Origin of the sequence: Mesorhizobium sp. C372A, from assembly GCF_030323245.1 — a bacterium.
Lineage (GTDB): Bacteria > Pseudomonadota > Alphaproteobacteria > Rhizobiales > Rhizobiaceae > Mesorhizobium.
On sequence record NZ_CP100475.1, the window covers coordinates 532,854 to 546,472 of the forward strand.

The window sequence follows — 13,619 nt, forward strand, 5'->3', positions numbered from 1 at the left end:
GTTCCATGAAACAGCCTATGTCACTCTGGATGGTTCCATAGGGCGCTGCGAATGTCGCCCTCCATTGTGATGAGGCCGAGGGTTTCCTGCCGAAAAGGCGCGGCGGAATAGGCGAGCCATTGGTACCGCTTGCGCCCAGGTGCGATGCGTATCGTGCTGGGCACGGCTGGGCTGGAGCGGAACTCTTTCCAGCCTTGCCCGGCTGTCTTTTGCACCCTGATGTTGGGCAGCCGGGCCGACTCCCTTCTGAATTCAATTATCGTCGGCGTGGCGGCTAACAGACGAAACCGTTATTTAGTCTGGTCATCCCTGCCTTGGTGATCTCGCCTTTACAGATTCCAATCCTGGACGCTAAGCCAGCAGCGGCCACTCGCTGCTGTCCAATCAACAAGCCCCAAACATCAGGTCGCGCTTATATACAAAAAAGCCGGCCACCTTTCGGCAGCCGGCCAGTGCAAACAAGGAAGGGAACGTTGCACTGATGGGGCAGTGCACCGTCCGAAGCGTTTCCAGGCGACAATGTTCCACCGATGAGAGAACAAAGAAGGCTTCACCGCCAGCGCACATCCCCTTAGCCGCGCTGTGTTGCCGTCGCCTAGTGTCTAAAGGCCTTTGACCAGCCACGGATCGGTGTCGTATCCGAGGCGCGGCTTTTCCGGCGTTCCACCGGCCGGCAATTTGGCGGTTCCGGTCGGCCTGCAGTCCAGCTCGAGCACCTGCTTCTTGGCCGAGTGCTTCGTAGAGCAAAGGTCCGTGGCGTCACTCACCACCACCTTCTTCTCCTTGGCAACAGCGACACCAGTCCCAGCGATCACGATCGCCGCGCAAAACACAGCAACTCTCATCATACTCCCCACGTTGTGCCTCCCCAAAAAGGCTGAGCCTGACGTTACGGCACATTTAAATTAGCGCAAGCGAATATTAGCTGCCTAGTCCCTTCACATCGGCTCTGGTCGCCTCCCCCTTGCTGCCGGCGCCTTGCGATACCGGCAGCGCGATATGGTAGGATGGGCGCATGCCTGCTCATGATCGGAGGGCCGATGTTCATGACTTGAGCTCGACATGGCAGAGGACTGCAACCGTCAAGTTTCCCAGGTCGTCGTGGCGATGAACGATCGCGTCGAGGATCGCTTAATAAGCGGCGTTTACTAGGTTCCGCTGGTCTAGCCCTACGCGATCACACCATAACCACGTGATGACAAATCAGCCATGTGTGTGGCGCGGCGGGCCTGTTCCGCTTGTGGCCGGCGCCTACCCACCCGGGTTCCCCAACCATGGCGTCGGCCATTTTCGTTCTCTCAGCGATTATAAGCCTTTGCTATAGGCCTATGTGTTGGCTGGATGGTGAGATCGCTGTTAGATCGCCTCGTTCGTTTGGATGTTTCGCTGGCGTTGGCAGGAGGCGCATATGTTCGCCAGCCGGCGGATACCACACCGCCCCACCGGTCAGGCCCAGCGCGCCCGCTGCAAAGTCCCGCAGACGGCTGCTGGGCCGCTGGCGGGCAGCGGCTACTTGCTGACGATCCAATCCACCAAGCCAGTTTCGATCAGCTCGAACCAATCGTGCACCAGGGCCTTGGCTAAATCGCGCCATTGACACTCAGGCGTACGGGAGACGGCAACAGTAGAAGGGTCGGCATCTTCCCAGCCTCGCGCCACGTCATCGCGATGACGTTGACGAAGGCGCATCAGCAAGGTGGCCGTAGTGGCCGCTTGAGCGATATCTATGGGCGTTGCAACCATCGCAGCCTCCCTCAAAGCGATGGCAAACCCCTCACTAGTAAGCCCGCTCAGACTCTCTCTGCAATCAAAAAAAGAGTTGTCCTCGCTCCCTGTTCTGTCATCGCAATGAAGGACGACATCTTCGAGCACCCGCAGCACACCTGTCGCATGGAAAAAGCTGTAGGCGTTTATAGGTGCTTGGGGAATCCGCCGTTTGTTTGCGTTGTGGAGCGGGACAAAGCAAGTTACTCACTCAGGCTGGCTACCGTGAAGCGGGGCACCAGCCCGACTTCCACGCGTTGCCGTGGGAAGCTGAACACAGGGCCGTCAAAGAAAGGCAAGGTGGACGCGACGGCGCTCGCTGAACGCATTCGGGAGCCGGCTGCGTCGCGTTCACACCCGGCGCTATGTCGCTTCTAGGCCCGCTCTGTCGCTACTTTGTGCGCAGCATATTGTGGGAACTCTGCCTCGGCCCACGCACTCAGTGGCTGACCAGAACGAGCGCATCATCGGCCTAACCGTTTAGGCTGTAGAATTTGTGTGTGCGCTCGTATCGAGATGCAGGTGATGTCGCAGCCGAAACGCGCTGCTTCCTTCTCGATCCGCCCCATCAGTTTGGCGCCGATACCAGCACTGCGCATCTCGGCGTCGACACCCACATGGTCGGCCTACGCCCACTTTCCGCCCATACCCGGTTTGCTGATAGAGCGGGTAGATAGCCGCGATCTCTTCGAGCTCCATGGCTGAGTGTCGATGCCTATGTCGGCGAGGTGATGAGTGCGACCTTGCCGCCGAACACCAGCCCCAACTGGGCAGTCGCATCGCTCGACATTACGGGCGATGCAGCTACTGCGAAGGTCGAGCACGAATTTGGAACCACAAGGTTCACCGACGATCTTTCTCTGCTCAAGATCGCAGGAGAATTGAAGATCCTTAGCAAACTCTACCACCTCCACTAATACGACCGTCCAGATCAGAGGCCAAATACCGCAAAACTGACCAACCTGTCGTAGGTCTCCCAGCGCCTTTAGAGCTTGAGCTCAGTCCTTAGCGCGTCGATTCGCTTCGAGGCCTCGGCTTTGCTTAGATCTTCGGCGTAGCCTCTGTCGTCGCCCGCCTGCTCACATAATGTTTTCAAGTAGGAAGCTTGCGACGGAGTCATTGGCTCGTCTCCCGTCGTCCATTCGTCAGGATCCTTGCTGATAGCTTCGCCTTTGGCTCGGGGTGTAGTTTGCATGACGCTCTCCATGTTGGGAACGGCACAACGTATTTGATCTGCTTTTGTTCCACATGCTTGAAGTGTCTGAGATTGCGATGGCAGGGGTGTTCACGAACGCAAGTTTACCCGTGCTGGAAGAATCCGACGAGATTGCTTAGCTTCCGCTCGCGGTCGCCAACGATGAACTCAACGCCAACTCTGCGCGAGACATCGAAGACCCTCCGCGCCCGCAATTTACCCCAACGGTGAGGAGACGCCCAATGAAAGCAATCGTAGCGACGGACCAGACTGCAGGAACGGCCGGGATGAAGTTGGTGGAATTGCCCGAGCCTCGGGCGGCAATTAACGACGTGGTCGTACAGGTTCATGCGGCAGGATTCGTCAACACCGAACTGGAGTGGCCCTCGACGTGGGCCGACCGAGCCTTCCGTGACCGGACCTCTTCGATCCTCGGCCACGAACTGGCTGGTGTGGTCACTGCGCTCGGCTACGGCACTACGGGGCTTTCTATAGGTCAGCGGGTGTTCGGCCTCGCGGACTGGCATCGCGACGGCACCCTCGCCGAGTATGTTGCCATGGAGGCCCGTAACCTCGCGCCGCTGCCCGGCGATGTCGACTTTACGGTGGGCGCTAGCCTGCCGATCTCCGGCCTAACCGCATGGCAGGGGCTGTTCCAGCATGGCCGCATCAAGGCCGGGCAGAGCGTTCTCGCGCATGGCGCTGCCGGTGCCGTCGGTTCGATGGTGGCGCAGCTTGCCAGGGAGGCCGGAGCCTATGTGATCGGCACCGGGCGGGCCGCCGACCGCCAGAAAGCGCTCGACTTCGGTGCAAATGAATTCCTCGACCTCGCAAAAGACACCCTTGAAGATGTCGGCGGCGTCGATCTGGTGTTCGATGTCATCGGCGGCGATGTCCAGAAGCGATCCGCAACGCTCGTCCGGGCCGGAGGTATCCTTGTCACAGTCGTCGGACCAACGGATATTCGACCTGCAGACGGCCTGGCGGTTGACTTCGTCGTCGAGGCTGATCGAGCCCAGCTTTCTGAGATAGTGCAGCGGATCCGCGATGGACGACTGCGGACGAACATCGGCAAGGTTTCGAGCTTGGATGATGCCATCGGCACCTTCAACTCAACGGACCGACGCGCGGGCAAGACCGTTGTCCGCGTTCGTCCGTGAGAACTTGGGAGAGAGGCGGGCCCTCGCTCCTTATGGTCGCGTCGGCAGCTGACACGGTGAGGTGCAAATCAGCGCCTGTCGCGGGATTTAGCCATCGTAGGGCGGTGTTTGCGGGAACCTACTTTGTACGTTTCCGACTCTTGCCTTTTTCGGAAAGTGACCCACAGAATAGCTGATTGAGGTTCTATCTCTCTGGGAGGATGGGATGGACATTCAAGCACCTGTTCGGCCTACGCAGCAAACGGCCAAGGAGCTGGTCCGCGAGGTCCTGTTGGGCTCTCAACCCGGCGACATTATTTCCGTCAAAGCGACCATTGTAGCGGTCCGTGAGCGCGGCGGCGATCTTCTCGAAACTGACTGCCAGTTAGTCGAAATGATCGTCAAATCAGCCTCCGTTTGGGGACTGTTCATCGCCTTTGACGTTCGAGAGGCGTGATGCCCCACCGTTGGTTCAACCCTCCGGTTTATGTGAAGACTGAGCGCCCGGGGCTTCGCCTTGGTGTCAACCGGGTTGATGCCGCCGCCGAGGAGCTCCTAAAGTGGTCCAATCGTGGCCCCAAGTGGCGGCTGCCGGCCGAGGCTTGCCTATCTGCGATGGATGGCAAAATGCCGGGTAATGACTTCCGGCTGCTGTTCGAAGCCGCGGCCGATGAAGAGGAGATGCTGCTGCCGGATTAACAACGCTATACGACGAGCCCATTCGGGTCTGTTCGCGTTGCGAATTCACCGGCGTAACGGGCATTTATGCTGTCCGTCTCCGTCGTCAAACTTTAAAGTGAGACACTAACGAGCGACGACCTAGATGGACAGTTATTCGCCGGTGCGCGTACCATATAGGGCCGCGGGTGACCGATGGAGGTCACATGGTTGATGAAGAGCATCGCCGCGAACGGAGGCAGCGGGTGCTGAAAGGCGCCTCAATCATCAGCGGAATCACAAACTCCGAGATCAGTTGCACCATTCGGAACCAAAACAGTGGCGGAGCTGAGCTCAAAGTCCCGGTGGAATCGCGTGTCCCTGAGCGGTTCGTGGTTTACGTGCCGACCGACGGCGTTGCCTACCAGGCAGTCCTGCGGTGGCGCAGGAACGACCGAATTGGGGTTCAATTTATAGGAACGTTGCCAATGCCGCGTCTTCACTATGGCTGAGCTTGTGCCCGGGATGCACAGACCGGGGAATTGGACACTCTCCGGCGCTCGGCACGTGTTCCATGGCAGTCGCACTTTAGAGATTACCGCCCGGCGAAACTTCGCTTCAGGTCGACACGGTCAGAAGGCTTACAAAATCGCGGGAATATTCCTCGTCCAGATATTCAGCCGGAGCGCCCCACGCCTCGGCTGGTTGGCCAGTGAACGCGTCAAACACCGCTCAGGTTTCGTCGAGTCCCTCCTGAGGTCGAATCTTTGAGAAGCCATGCCGTCGCTAGGTAAGTCTGCGGTCCAGTTCTCAAGCGGTGATCGACATTCCTGTTGGAGTGCGGGTTCTACAGGAGATTCGGTTTTGAGGATCGCGAGGGCTCAACGGATCATGAGCGACCCAGCAGGATCAGAAACCGGCACCCGTCTGCGCAGCCCTTTGATGAAGATAGGTAGAGTCAAAATCTGCGGCGCGAACGAGCCCTGCCCAGTCGGTCGCATGAAAACGCGAGCCAACGGTGGATATCAGACCGTCGCGTCTAAGGTCCTGAAGCACTCGGTTCACGTGCACGGTAGAGAGGCCAAGTGCGTCGCCAAGTGCAGCCTGCGTTATGGGGAGATAGGCCACATGATCTTCAATGCGGCCTACCGAGCGAAGGCGAACAATGAGTTCGCAAAGAATGTGAGCCATACGCGAGTAGGCGTCGCGCCTACCGACGTTGGTGACCCACTCTCGATAGATCGCCGCATCGATCACAGTGGAGCGCCAAAACACTCTCGTCATCGAAGAGTGCTGGTCGCAAACGGCGCGAAGTTCGTCGTGCCGCATGAAGCCCACCCTAGCGGGCATCAGAGGGGTGAAAGTGCAATCCATGACCGACAAATGCAAACCATGCAGGTCGGGAATGTCGCCCGGAACAAAAAAGGAGGAGATTTGACGCTTCCCCTCCCCGGTTAGTTTGATCGACCCTATTAAGCCTTCAAGAACGACGAACGAAAGGCTCGGCTTATCGCCCTCGCGCAGAATGTCTTCGTTGGCCTGATATCTCTTCTCCTGAATCGAGATGTTCCCCAAGGTCGCAATGTCTGATTCTGCGAGTTCCGAGATGGCTTGGAGCTTGCGGATCAACATTTTGAAAGAATGATCATGTGCCATCAAGAACCTGTTCGTGTTTGCTCCCAACTTTTAGTTGGCGCTAATGTTCCCGCTGCCTAGAGGAGACGAAGGCCAATGGTCAGTGCGTCGATGATGCGCGCAAAGTTCAGCTGTCCTCAATCCTTTTCGCCTGCCGCAACCTGTTCGAAACGGCTGGATCACAACCTGCTTTCCACCGGATTAACGAGTGCTATTGCGCGCCAGGAACCTTAAGAGTTCGCAGCCGTTCAACTGTTGGGGCGCACGAAGCAGGCTTTCAATGTCATCGGGTTCCGTGCTGATCGTGGAGACGTCGAGAACTCTCTCCGGGAGGCCGGGTTCGAGGTGGTCGCCGGCTTAAAAGGGCCTTCAAGCGATTGCGACTTTCGATCGTGAGCCGGAGCGAGTTGTGGCTCTCCTGACAGATATCAGACTTGGGGACGGCCCAAGCGGGTGGGATGTGGCCCGGCACCTCCGAGGCGCCGATCCTACTATGCCAGTTATATGACAGCGTTGGTCGATGCCATGGCCTGCTACGCAATTGACCGACATCAAATCGACATCCTGTCTTCGGCTGCGTTGAATTGGAGTTCGCCTTCACCAAGGGCCAAATCGCCAAGGGCGGTATCAGGCACTGGCGCGAGATCATCTCTGCCGCCATGCGCCTGCAAAGCCAGAATGCACTGGGCCAAGCTGGGCTGCTGGTAGGACGAGACCGTCTACTACGCGTCGACGGAGCACCTATGAAGTCTAATCCGATCGACCTCGACGACTACACCGGTCCGCCGCAGAGTTACCTGTTATTGCTGCCTCACTGGTCAAGCAACATGAGGAACGGCTGGCCGCGCTTTTCGCTGCGCCGCGTCCACCCTACAAAGCGGTGTATGGGCCAAGGTCTCAGGACCCGTAAATAGCCACCTGTTCTTCGCACGATGTCGGCTTTCAGAAACCGCCTAAAGCGATCCCGATATTGAGCGCAATGGCCATCCGTTCTGATTAAGTCGTCTTGGCCAGCCGTGGTCTTCACTCGACCCGGCATGATGAGGTATGACCAAGAAGGATGTAGACTAAACCGGAAGAGACAAGGTACAGGTGCAAGGCATTGAGAGAAATAGCAGGAACCGAACCAATCCACAGGAATATTTTGTTGGTATTTATGTTGGTAGCAGATGCGGCTAACATTCCCCTAAGTATCTGAAAGCAAAACGGGATTTTCTTCACTTGAATTCCGCCTCTGGGCACCAGTTTTCTCTGGGTCCATTCCGGACACATAGGTTACGGTTTATATCGGAGACATGGGTAACACTTTTGGCCCGAAGGGGTTTTGGAGTGGTTCGAGCCTGCATGTCTCATCATCGAAGTAGCCCAAATCATAATCCATGAAGGAAGCCAGCCAGATATGGTCCTCGACCTGTTTGATGCCGACGGTCTGGCCGGCAAAGACGAGGCTGAGGTTGATCTTCTTGCGATTGTAGCAGATGCGGCCGCAGGTGGTGACGGTGACGGCCTTGTCGTGAAACGGATAATCGAGATCCGGCAGGCCGGCATAGATGCGCGGTGACGGCGTGTAGCGCTCGGCTGGACAGGCCATGTCGAGCGCCTGATGTGGGCGTTCTGAGTTGAACTCATTGATGAAGTCATCGAACCTGGCCTGCTGCTGCAGGAAATTGGAGCCAGCCGGTTTGGTGGTTTCCTTCTTGAGAGTCAGGTGCATGCGCTCATGGCGCCCGTTCTGCTGCGGACAGCCCGGCTGGATGCGCTCGATGTCGATGCCCAGGCGCAGCCACCAGACCGACAGTTTGCTGAGATTGAACAGCGCGTTTGGGCTGGCAAAGGGAACGCCATTGTCGGTCCTGATGGCGCTGGGCAGGCCGAACTCTTTGAAAACGCTCTCGAACACCGTGAAGGCATAGGCTTCCTTGGTAGTCGACAACGCCTCGCAGGCGATGAGATAGCGGCTGGCGAAGTCGGTGATCGTCAGCGGATAGCAATAGCGCCGATCGGCGAGCATGAACTCGCCTTTGTAGTCGGCACACCACAGATCGTTGGGCCGATAGCCGTTTGAAAGTGGTGTTCCCATCGCCCTGTTGCGCCTTCGCTTGCGGCGCTCGACCAGGCCATGGCTGTCGAGAACCGCATGCACCGTCGAGATCGCAGGCCGGTGAACGTCAGGATACAGCCGGGCCAACCGTTCGCGTATCTTTGGCGCACCCCAGGTCGGCTTGTCTTGCTTGAGGCGCACAATCAGCTTCTCGATTTGAAACGGAAGCTGATTGGCGTGGCGGTAGGGTCGGCGTGATCGATCCGTCAGCCCCTCAAGGCCACTGTCATTGTAGCGTGTGAGGATCTTGTAGCCGGTCTTGCGCGAGATATCGAACTCACGGCAAAGCACCGCCATCTTCTCGCCGTCCAGCAGCCGGGCAATGAACTTCAGCCGCTCTTCCATGACGTTACACTCCTTCCAAGGCACCTTGCTCTCCTTGCAAAGGGCCGAAAGTGTAACCCATGTCTCCGGAATGAACTGTCACCCATCTCTCGGGAAGGGCACTGAACATCAAGGGCTTGACTTCCTGGCGCCGCACCGACGGATTCCTGATTTCGGCCTGCCGGCTGTGCCGGCAAGCCTGCGCAACCGAGTTATGAACTTTCGGGGCGCACGGTCTCCACGCGCAGCGAGCCGGCTGGAAGCGGCTGCAGCAGTTCGGGTTCCGGCTTCGTCAGACTGAGCCAAGCCGCCCAATCGCCGGGCCGAAGCACCACGACGTGCCGACTGTGATAGGGCGCAATATCCGGTCCAGGCTCGGTTGTCAGCATGGTGAAGGTTGGCGGCTTGTTGCCGGCAGCTTCACGCCAAAGCCCTGCGATGGCCATGAACGGCGAGCCGTTGAGCGTGAAGCGATGCTTTGCCTTCGGATACTTCGTGCCCGTGAACTCGAAGAAGGCGGATGCCGGAACGAGGCAGCGTTTGCTGCCGGCGAATTGCCTGCCTTCGGAGCGGAAGTTGAACACTGGTCCGCCTTTCGGGCCGGCCGGCGGAAATCCAAACGTCATCGACGTCAGTTCAACGACGCCAGTGTCGCCGGCGGCGCGCATGATCGGGGCTGGATCGTTGATATGGATGTCATCAACCCGCGGCAGGTCAAGTTCGGTCTGATGGGTCGGGATCTCAAGTGCCAGCGACTCCAGCATCCGGCAATATTCAGCCCAGAGAATATGCTGCTCATAGTCGTTGCACATGGAAGGCTCCCGACCGGTCTGCCAGTTTACCTCACGCCAAACAAAGAGGCGATGGACCGCTCAACCCTCGCGGTCGCGCTCGACCAGTATATCGGCCTCGATCGCCGCGTTGACGAAGGCGGCGCGGGCATAGCGCGCCTCTTGAAGGCCTTCCAGAACGCCAAGGCAGGCTTTGCGGGCGGCGACGTGATAGCCGCCTGTCTTCACGGGCCATCGGTTCATCAGGATATCGGCGGCCTGCGCGACACGCTCCACCTTGTAGATCTTGTTTCTGGATCTGCCGAGCGCCACGCGAACCGGCTCATCGAAATGCTGATCTTGCATGCTTCCCCTCCCGAACGCGATCGCGAGTCAATTCGGGGAGGCAAGTTCGGTTCCACGGGAGCGATCTGCCAACGCAATAAACCCGCCTTCTGAAATCACTTTGCGCGCATCGGCCAAATGGCGGATTTGATTTGCTTGGTGATCCCCTCTCCCTGGGGCAAACTGCCTGCCGGGGCTGCAGGAGGAGAAATGCGAGCACGCGCAGCTACGATCGGCGATCTCGAAAGTGTCTTCCGCGATCTGTCCACGCGGATGTCGGACGAGTATGTGGCCGCCGGCAAGGACAGCAAGGTCGCCTACGACAATCTGATGATGAATTTGAAGGAAGGCCGGGCGCACGCGCTGGTCGAGGGCGACAAGACGGTGGCGATCGTCGCCTGGCACGAGAACAGCGACGCCGCCGACACGCTGTTTGCCGCGCAGGAGGGTTTCTTCAGCGCCGCGACGGTCCGCTTCTGCAGGCGCCACATCCGCCACATTCAGGCGCTGGCCGGCAACCTTCCCATCCACTCGCGCAGCTGGCTGCAGCGGGCCGACGTCGGCAAATGGTTCCGTGTCATCGGTTATGTCGAACGCGGCCGAGAGAACGGCGCCACTGTGTTCGAATTGCCGCCGGCACGGGGAGCGTCAGCTGCGCGGGCTGCCTAGGGCTGCGCACCCACGGCTGCCATCACGGAAAAGCCCACCGCCAGGATGGCGATGGGCCGATATTCGCCTGCGATGGGCTCATATCGGGGGCTCAGATATCGGGCTGATCGAGTGCCTCGAAAATCACCCCTTCCAACGAACCGAACTCCTCTTCGATCTCGCTGATCTCAAGGCCTAAATGCCGAGCATCCAGGGCAGCTCGCGTGGTTAGGGTTCGAGCCGTTGCCTTGTCGGCAGGCAGTTCGCCCGGCAGGTGCTCGTGGATCCAGCCCTGCAGGAAATCAACGCCGCGCTCGCTCATCGATTTATCCCTTCCGTTATCTGGGGGATCATTCCCCCAGAATGACCCCAGAAGCGACGATCTGAGCCGTCAGGCTGGTGAGCCTGCCTCGCTTCACGAGCGTCGGCTTTTGGTAGATTTTCTTCATGGCGGTGCCTTTCGCGACAAATCGCTCGTCGGCAACAACGTCCGTCGCGGGGCAGCGTTCCATGGCGGGCTGTCAGGTCGCGCCAAGCACCTCCCAGGCCGAACCTCAGCTTCAGGCGGGTCCCGGACCGCCGGCTGGGGATCGACCCAGAGCAAGATCCCGAAAAGTGGAATCCGGTTTTCGGAAAAGATCATGCTCAAACTAGAAGATAGGGCTCCATCCCGATTTCCATCGGGATGGACCGGGCTCTAGCCGCGAAACCGGTTTGCCAAGCGCTTCTTGAGCCCGCGCAACGACAGGCTTCGCCTGAGGGAAAACCAGGCGATGCGCCGACGCACTTTGCGCATGGCATCGGCGTGGATTGCGTCAACGCTGCGGCTTCCGTCCCCAAGCTTCAGTGGCGGGGCGGATGATGCCGACCGGATGATGCCCTGCAGCGCCTTTGCGTGCAGATCGGCGTATCGGCCGTAATTGGCGCCCGCATCCCAGCCGGGAGGCCGCGCCAGGACGGTCGGGTTGTTGTTGATCTCGAAGGTCTGAATGCGGCCGTCGATCATGCCGTAGTCGATGCGGCCATAGTCGATCCCGGCTAGCGCGAACACCCCCTTGATCTCGGCCGCGTGCGGATTGTCAGCGACATAGGCGCGGCTTTCAGCCCTGTCCGCCTCAGTGAAGCGGGTGCTTGGAAACTTGATGTACCAGTTCTCGTTGATGAAGCAGTGCTGCGGATAAATGGTAGAACCGACCTTGTAGGCCGAATATTTGCGGAAGCGCCCATCGGCCGAGGGGGCGGCGCCATATTCGACGATCATCAGGTCCGGATCATGCCGGATAGGCTCCGGCAGGGCGGCGATTGCCACTTCCAGCGCTTGCGCGCTGTCCAACAGTCCGGTCAGCGGCGGATCGTGCCGGCTTTCCCAGCGCACGAACACCGGAAAGCGCGAAATGGCCTGGCGCTGATCGAGGCGATGGACATCGAAACCGTTGAGGCTGGCTCCGTTCAACCGCTTCAGCAGGTCGAAGCGGCCAAGCGCCTTGGCGGGGTTGTTCAGCAGCAACAGGCCGGGATCCTGGGCAGCGACGCTGTCGAACAGGTCAGTCGCCGCCTGCATCTGAATCGGCGTCAGCCTTTCGAAATCGGTAAAAATGAACGTTCCCGGCGCGACCGAGCCAAGACTGCCGGTCTCTTCATAAGGGATTATCCGCAAGACATCGCCAAGCCCATGCGGGTAATAGCCAAGGAACACACCTATCGTGTAAGCGTGCTGGCGGGTACAAAGGTAATAGACCGGGCTGAAGCCCGCGGCAACGGTCATGGCCATGACCCTGCCCGCCGGTCATAGTTCGACGGGTGGTTGTGATTCAGGGTGAGGTAACGGGGGTTATTCACAAGAAAATGCATGGAGAATTTCCATCGGCCGACCACAGCTGGCGGCAAGTACGCGCCGGTTGCTTCAATGGTTCTACAGACATCTACGCGATCTACGATGAGATGCGCCAGCAGGCGCCTGTTTGGCAGGCGCCGTGGGGCGACGTCTACGTAACGAAATACGATCTTGTTTCGGCCTGTCTTGTCAACCGGCAGCTGTCGCATGTCCCGCCGAGCGGCGAAGCCGATACCGGCCGATCAGCCATCAATGACTGGCTGATGTATCAGGAGGGACGCGCGCACGCCGCCATCCGGCAAGCCCTGCAGCAGCCCTTTGTGGGCAACGGCACGGCAGTGCTGGCGCCCGTGGTCGACGAGGCCATCGACCAGCTCGTTTCAAAGGCGGATCTGTCCGGCACGGTCGACGTCGTCGCCGCCTTCACGCGCGCGGTGCCGGAACGCATCATCGGCCGGCTGCTCGGCGTTCCAGCCGAAGACATGCCGATGCTGCGCGCCTGGTCGGCGTCGATCCGCACCATCCTCGACACTGGTTTCGATGACGCCTTCGGCTCGGCGCCGAACGCCGCCCACGAAATGTCGGCCTATTTCGCCGAGCTGTTGCGCAGCCACCTTGCCGGCTCCGTAATGCCGCCGTTGCTGGTCGGATTGCCGGCGCTGGTCGATGCCGTCGGGCTGACGGTTGCCGGCCGCAACATCGCCTTCCTGGCTTTCGCCGGGCACGAGACCACCGTGCATCTGCTTGGCAACATGCTGTTCCATCTCGCCCACGCGCCCCCCCAATGGGCTGCCTTGCGGGCCGATCCGCATCTAGTCGCCACTGCGGTTGCCGAGACCCTGCGGCTTGAAAGCCCGGTTCAGAAAATCTGCCGCTGGCCGCTGCAGCCTATCGAACTGAACAATCAGCCGATCGATAAGGAGCAGATGGTCGTCCTGCTCGTCGGCGCAGCCAATCGCGATCCGGCCCGGTTCAGCCAGGCCGAGCGCTTCGACATCAGCCGTTCGGGCAAGCAGAACCTCGCCTTCGGCCGCGGCGCCCATGTCTGCATCGGCAAGGCGCTTGCCGAAATGGAGGGAAAACGGCTGCTGGAGGCAGTGCTCCGTCGCTGGAGCAGCATCGAACCCGCCTCTGGACAGCCGACATGGATGGACAATTCGTCGATCCGCGGGCTGGAATCACTCGTCTTGCGGCTGGCTGCCTGACC

General features: G+C 59.4%; 17 protein-coding genes. 7 read left to right on the forward strand and 10 right to left on the reverse strand.

The window, feature by feature from the left end:
* Positions 1–602: 602 nt before the first annotated feature.
* Both NLY42_RS02465 and NLY42_RS02470 read right to left on the reverse strand, forming a co-directional pair.
* A complete protein-coding gene (locus tag NLY42_RS02465; RefSeq protein ID WP_155922525.1) occupies positions 603–845 on the reverse strand; it encodes a hypothetical protein in 243 nt (80 codons plus the stop codon).
* 664 nt (positions 846–1,509) lie between these two features.
* Positions 1,510–1,743, reverse strand: coding sequence for a hypothetical protein (locus NLY42_RS02470; RefSeq protein WP_050591009.1), 234 nt, complete (start codon positions 1,741–1,743; stop codon positions 1,510–1,512).
* Between the two features lie 752 nt (positions 1,744–2,495).
* Here NLY42_RS02470 and NLY42_RS02475 point away from each other — a divergent pair.
* The gene (locus NLY42_RS02475; protein ID WP_023756180.1) at positions 2,496–2,681 is read left to right on the forward strand and encodes a nuclear transport factor 2 family protein; all 186 of its coding nucleotides are present in this window, start codon (positions 2,496–2,498) and stop codon (positions 2,679–2,681) included.
* A gap of 68 nt (positions 2,682–2,749) precedes the next feature.
* Here NLY42_RS02475 and NLY42_RS02480 read toward each other — a convergent pair whose 3' ends face one another.
* Positions 2,750–2,959 (reverse strand): DUF3072 domain-containing protein, encoded by a 210-nt coding sequence (locus tag NLY42_RS02480; RefSeq protein WP_031244790.1) that lies wholly within the window; start codon positions 2,957–2,959, stop codon positions 2,750–2,752.
* 242 nt (positions 2,960–3,201) lie between these two features.
* Here NLY42_RS02480 and NLY42_RS02485 point away from each other — a divergent pair, with 242 nt between their 5' ends.
* The 4 genes from NLY42_RS02485 (at position 3,202) to NLY42_RS02500 (ending at position 5,267) form a co-directional block, all read left to right on the forward strand.
* Positions 3,202–4,119: an NADP-dependent oxidoreductase gene (locus NLY42_RS02485; protein ID WP_023827378.1), complete on the forward strand. Its 918-nt coding sequence runs from the start codon at positions 3,202–3,204 to the stop codon at positions 4,117–4,119.
* Positions 4,120–4,324: 205 nt separating this feature from the next.
* Positions 4,325–4,555, forward strand: coding sequence for a hypothetical protein (locus NLY42_RS02490; protein WP_023669678.1), 231 nt, complete (start codon positions 4,325–4,327; stop codon positions 4,553–4,555).
* Entirely contained in the window at positions 4,555–4,797 is a 243-nt protein-coding gene (locus NLY42_RS02495; protein ID WP_023756487.1) for a DUF982 domain-containing protein, read from the forward strand. The genes NLY42_RS02490 and NLY42_RS02495 overlap by 1 nt, the downstream gene beginning before the upstream one ends.
* A gap of 185 nt (positions 4,798–4,982) precedes the next feature.
* Positions 4,983–5,267: a PilZ domain-containing protein gene (locus NLY42_RS02500; protein ID WP_286489046.1), complete on the forward strand. Its 285-nt coding sequence runs from the start codon at positions 4,983–4,985 to the stop codon at positions 5,265–5,267.
* 397 nt (positions 5,268–5,664) lie between these two features.
* On the opposite strand, the gene NLY42_RS02505 is transcribed toward NLY42_RS02500, so the two are convergent.
* The 4 genes from NLY42_RS02505 to NLY42_RS02520 all read right to left on the reverse strand — a co-directional run bounded on the left by NLY42_RS02505 (position 5,665) and on the right by NLY42_RS02520 (position 9,951).
* Complete coding sequence (locus NLY42_RS02505) at positions 5,665–6,411, reverse strand: Crp/Fnr family transcriptional regulator (RefSeq protein ID WP_023703403.1); 747 nt, start codon at positions 6,409–6,411, stop codon at positions 5,665–5,667.
* A gap of 1,261 nt (positions 6,412–7,672) precedes the next feature.
* Positions 7,673–8,860, reverse strand: coding sequence for a helix-turn-helix domain-containing protein (locus NLY42_RS02510; RefSeq protein ID WP_023755075.1), 1,188 nt, complete (start codon positions 8,858–8,860; stop codon positions 7,673–7,675).
* A gap of 167 nt (positions 8,861–9,027) precedes the next feature.
* Positions 9,028–9,627 (reverse strand): SOS response-associated peptidase, encoded by a 600-nt coding sequence (locus tag NLY42_RS02515; protein WP_023755076.1) that lies wholly within the window; start codon positions 9,625–9,627, stop codon positions 9,028–9,030.
* A 60-nt stretch (positions 9,628–9,687) separates the two neighbouring features.
* Positions 9,688–9,951 (reverse strand): DUF982 domain-containing protein, encoded by a 264-nt coding sequence (locus tag NLY42_RS02520; RefSeq protein WP_023669675.1) that lies wholly within the window; start codon positions 9,949–9,951, stop codon positions 9,688–9,690.
* 189 nt (positions 9,952–10,140) lie between these two features.
* Here NLY42_RS02520 and NLY42_RS02525 point away from each other — a divergent pair, with 189 nt between their 5' ends.
* Positions 10,141–10,599, forward strand: a complete 459-nt coding sequence (locus NLY42_RS02525) for a hypothetical protein (protein WP_023669674.1) — start codon at positions 10,141–10,143, stop codon at positions 10,597–10,599.
* Between the two features lie 91 nt (positions 10,600–10,690).
* Here the strand turns inward: NLY42_RS02525 and NLY42_RS02530 are convergent, their stop codons facing one another.
* From NLY42_RS02530 to NLY42_RS02540, 3 genes are all read right to left on the reverse strand, one after another.
* Positions 10,691–10,900: a DUF768 domain-containing protein gene (locus NLY42_RS02530; RefSeq protein WP_023755077.1), complete on the reverse strand. Its 210-nt coding sequence runs from the start codon at positions 10,898–10,900 to the stop codon at positions 10,691–10,693.
* Between the two features lie 28 nt (positions 10,901–10,928).
* Positions 10,929–11,090 (reverse strand): hypothetical protein, encoded by a 162-nt coding sequence (locus tag NLY42_RS31770; RefSeq protein ID WP_023669672.1) that lies wholly within the window; start codon positions 11,088–11,090, stop codon positions 10,929–10,931.
* A 185-nt stretch (positions 11,091–11,275) separates the two neighbouring features.
* Positions 11,276–12,343, reverse strand: a complete 1,068-nt coding sequence (locus tag NLY42_RS02540; protein WP_023755078.1) for a hypothetical protein — start codon at positions 12,341–12,343, stop codon at positions 11,276–11,278.
* Positions 12,344–12,423: 80 nt separating this feature from the next.
* Between NLY42_RS02540 and NLY42_RS02545 the strand changes: the two genes are divergently transcribed.
* A complete protein-coding gene (locus tag NLY42_RS02545) occupies positions 12,424–13,617 on the forward strand; it encodes a cytochrome P450 (protein WP_023755079.1) in 1,194 nt (397 codons plus the stop codon).
* The last annotated feature ends 2 nt before the right edge of the window (positions 13,618–13,619 follow it).

Excerpts from the sequence above, each read along its gene's own strand:
- NLY42_RS02465 (WP_155922525.1), bottom strand. The coding sequence starts at position 845 with ATGAGAGTTGCTGTGTTTTGCGCGGCGATCGTGATCGCTGGGACTGGT.
- NLY42_RS02470 (WP_050591009.1), bottom strand. The coding sequence starts at position 1,743 with ATGGTTGCAACGCCCATAGATATCGCTCAAGCGGCCACTACGGCCACC.
- NLY42_RS02475 (WP_023756180.1), top strand. The coding sequence starts at position 2,496 with ATGAGTGCGACCTTGCCGCCGAACACCAGCCCCAACTGGGCAGTCGCA.
- NLY42_RS02480 (WP_031244790.1), bottom strand. The coding sequence starts at position 2,959 with ATGCAAACTACACCCCGAGCCAAAGGCGAAGCTATCAGCAAGGATCCT.
- NLY42_RS02485 (WP_023827378.1), top strand. The coding sequence starts at position 3,202 with ATGAAAGCAATCGTAGCGACGGACCAGACTGCAGGAACGGCCGGGATG.
- NLY42_RS02490 (WP_023669678.1), top strand. The coding sequence starts at position 4,325 with ATGGACATTCAAGCACCTGTTCGGCCTACGCAGCAAACGGCCAAGGAG.
- NLY42_RS02495 (WP_023756487.1), top strand. The coding sequence starts at position 4,555 with ATGCCCCACCGTTGGTTCAACCCTCCGGTTTATGTGAAGACTGAGCGC.
- NLY42_RS02500 (WP_286489046.1), top strand. The coding sequence starts at position 4,983 with ATGGTTGATGAAGAGCATCGCCGCGAACGGAGGCAGCGGGTGCTGAAA.
- NLY42_RS02505 (WP_023703403.1), bottom strand. The coding sequence starts at position 6,411 with ATGGCACATGATCATTCTTTCAAAATGTTGATCCGCAAGCTCCAAGCC.
- NLY42_RS02515 (WP_023755076.1), bottom strand. The coding sequence starts at position 9,627 with ATGTGCAACGACTATGAGCAGCATATTCTCTGGGCTGAATATTGCCGG.
- NLY42_RS02520 (WP_023669675.1), bottom strand. The coding sequence starts at position 9,951 with ATGCAAGATCAGCATTTCGATGAGCCGGTTCGCGTGGCGCTCGGCAGA.
- NLY42_RS02525 (WP_023669674.1), top strand. The coding sequence starts at position 10,141 with ATGCGAGCACGCGCAGCTACGATCGGCGATCTCGAAAGTGTCTTCCGC.
- NLY42_RS02530 (WP_023755077.1), bottom strand. The coding sequence starts at position 10,900 with ATGAGCGAGCGCGGCGTTGATTTCCTGCAGGGCTGGATCCACGAGCAC.
- NLY42_RS31770 (WP_023669672.1), bottom strand. The coding sequence starts at position 11,090 with ATGGAACGCTGCCCCGCGACGGACGTTGTTGCCGACGAGCGATTTGTC.
- NLY42_RS02540 (WP_023755078.1), bottom strand. The coding sequence starts at position 12,343 with ATGACCGTTGCCGCGGGCTTCAGCCCGGTCTATTACCTTTGTACCCGC.
- NLY42_RS02545 (WP_023755079.1), top strand. The coding sequence starts at position 12,424 with ATGCATGGAGAATTTCCATCGGCCGACCACAGCTGGCGGCAAGTACGC.